The 2,449-nt window shown below is 53.7% G+C and carries 2 protein-coding genes; both read left to right on the plus strand.

Going from position 1 to position 2,449, the window contains the following annotated elements:
• Positions 1-86: 86 nt before the first annotated feature.
• Positions 87-272 (plus strand): hypothetical protein, encoded by a 186-nt coding sequence (locus tag IE224_RS20620; protein ID WP_191313378.1) that lies wholly within the window; start codon positions 87-89, stop codon positions 270-272.
• 903 nt (positions 273-1,175) lie between these two features.
• On the plus strand, positions 1,176-1,412 hold the full coding sequence (locus tag IE224_RS20625; protein ID WP_191313380.1) for a hypothetical protein: 237 nt from the start codon (positions 1,176-1,178) through the stop codon (positions 1,410-1,412).
• Positions 1,413-2,449 lie beyond the last annotated feature (1,037 nt).

Genomic DNA, 2,449 nt, shown 5'->3' on the forward strand with positions numbered 1-2,449 from the left:
AGTTCCTCGACGACTTCGTTAGCGATCCTGAACTCGCGCAACGCTTCAAGGCTCAACCGCCGCGGTAACAATCGGCCGGTTACATCATGACTAAGATGATCTTAAAAGATCGGATCAACGAACTCCTAAAACAAATAGATGCTGCGAGCCCCAGGGAAGGAGAGCTTGCAATGCAGCAGCTGCGGCAGGCAATTGCTGCCGGTGATCGACTACCCCCGCAGTTAGAAACTTTGCTAGAAGAGACGGACCCCTTTGATAATGTCCCCGTCTAGCGGTTTCTGTGGTTACTGGCCGTGATGCAAAAAACTCATTGGCGTTGGTGATCGAGTGCGGTCATCTGTCAGGCCTGTTCACGCGGCAGTTTCGAGAACCTGTTGGCGGGATGGATTTTGCGGTCCTTCCGAAAACGGCAAGGCTTCCCCCGCCGCCTATCATCCATTCAGGCTTCAGCTGCGCCCAAGCGCGTCGTAATGGCTGTTGATCCTGACATAAGCCAGAGACCGCACCATGTCTGGATTGACAGAGACAGGTTCGCCAGCGAGCCAGCCAATAGCTCGTCGAAATGCTCTTGCGAAGAACCCACGCAGTCCTGCAGGACTTACCTGTGTGTCTCCATTTGCAAGCGTCGTGCGTTCGTTCTGCGATGTCTTGTGAATAATTCTCATTCTGTGCTCCCTCATGAGAAAAGGCAGATACTTCCACCCGAACCGTTAACTTTTTCCTCCGCGGATTTCCTAAACAGGAAGGCCGTTCTTCTTGTGACGGACGCCGCCTTCGTCAGCCATCTTTTGGGAAGCCTCAGCGTCTTCACATACCCAATTGGGGTCTTTGTACTCGCTGTTTGGTTTGGCTCGTGAGTCTTTCGGAGCGATGGGAATTAGCACGGATCAGGCCCTCCATAAATCACGGCCAGAGTATTCTGCCGCAACCCTTCAAACATGGGGTACAGAAGATCATTTTGCATCAGTGACTCTGGCCCTAAAGCGCAAGCCCATAGGAAGGCTGGAAAGAAGGGTTTGCCGCTCCATGCCGGTATTCTTCAGGCAAGCAAGTGTCCCAGGTGTGGCAAGGCAAGGAGTCCCGGTGAAATCTTGCCGGATTGTTTCGCGAAAAGATGAGCTGGGTTAAGAACGAGGACGGGCATTGTGATGCGAAAAGCGCTGAGGGAATGTGGAATGACCGATAAGGGCAACGCTCTTGAAGACCTCCGGCAATATGAGATAGCCTTGGAACTCCTTTTGGCATTGATGCGTGTGCAGACAGTCGCTCCTGGTGCGATCAGCCCGGAGGATTTGCCGAAGGTGCTGTCCGAAGCCGCCGATGGGCGAAAACAGCAAGGCGACGATGGGGCGGCGCGATTGCTGTTTGAATGGGCGCAGACGCTGGCGCAGCAGATGGGGGAGGGGGAGTAAATGAGGCAGGACTGCCCGGCGCCCGCCAGGAACTGCAAGGCTTGTAGAGTCTGCCCTAGGGCAAAAGCCACATGTTCCGACAACGCGGCGAGCAGTGCACCAGCTTGAAAAACATGTATTCATTTAACTGTATGGCCCACTTATCCAGAGTTGAATACCGCAGGAATGCTCAACCTGGTGTACTCCCCGGCGCTACGACACGCTGGCGGTTTTTGCTTAGGCCGAAGTTTACAACCTTTAAAAGAAGCCTTCCGATCTGGCTGGGGCGGATGAGAACGCAGCGGATGATCAAGAAAGCCCCGTCTTTATCGGTGGGCCGCTCGCAATGGACAGCGCGGCGGCAAAAGCGGACGAGCCGCGCCAATGTCCGCTTCACAACCCCGCGGTGCTGCCCAACCTTTCGCGGCTTTCCATGCAACATCCAGCATTATGAGGTGGGATCCTCCGTTTACGATCTCCAGTATGGAGCGATGCGTGAGCCGTTTAAGGAGCCAAAGACTGAGGCCCAATCAATGAAGCTGAGATTGGCGTGGATCGCCACGCTGATCCTCACGCTGAGTTTGGTCGATTCCAATGGAAGAACAACGCCTTGTCTGACGCGCTCCACGAAAAACAGCCCTCAGAAAACACGCTTATGTCTTCAGCCCAACGAAAGCCTCTAAAAACTACCCTGTGTCACAGGGGAGACTAACCTATGTCAGCACGAATGGCACAGGCATGGTTAAAGTGTGAACGTGCCGTCAGGCATTGTTCGTTACGAGTTCCAGAAGCGCGTGGGCGTACCGTAACCTTATCGGTCGGCAGGCCTATGCGCTTCTTTTTTAGTATATAAAGAACGGCAAGCCTTCACCACACGACCTGAGCAAGACAGGCGCCGCTAAAAGGGCCATTATTGCAAAAATATCAACGTGCAATCAGCTCCATATAACGGAGCCTCTTACCCCATAAAATCCTTAACCCAAACATACTTCTGGAACTCCCGAAGCGCTGGCCGTACGCCTTGGACTTGCGGCAAAAAAGAGTTCTTGCAACTTGCG

Origin of the sequence: Paracoccus aerius (assembly GCF_014656455.1) — a bacterium.
In the GTDB taxonomy this organism is placed as follows: domain Bacteria; phylum Pseudomonadota; class Alphaproteobacteria; order Rhodobacterales; family Rhodobacteraceae; genus Paracoccus; species Paracoccus aerius.

Bases quoted from the DNA above. Each gene is read 5' to 3' on its own strand.
- IE224_RS20625 (WP_191313380.1), top strand. From the start codon at position 1,176: ATGACCGATAAGGGCAACGCTCTTGAAGACCTCCGGCAATATGAGATA.
- IE224_RS20620 (WP_191313378.1), top strand. From the start codon at position 87: ATGACTAAGATGATCTTAAAAGATCGGATCAACGAACTCCTAAAACAA.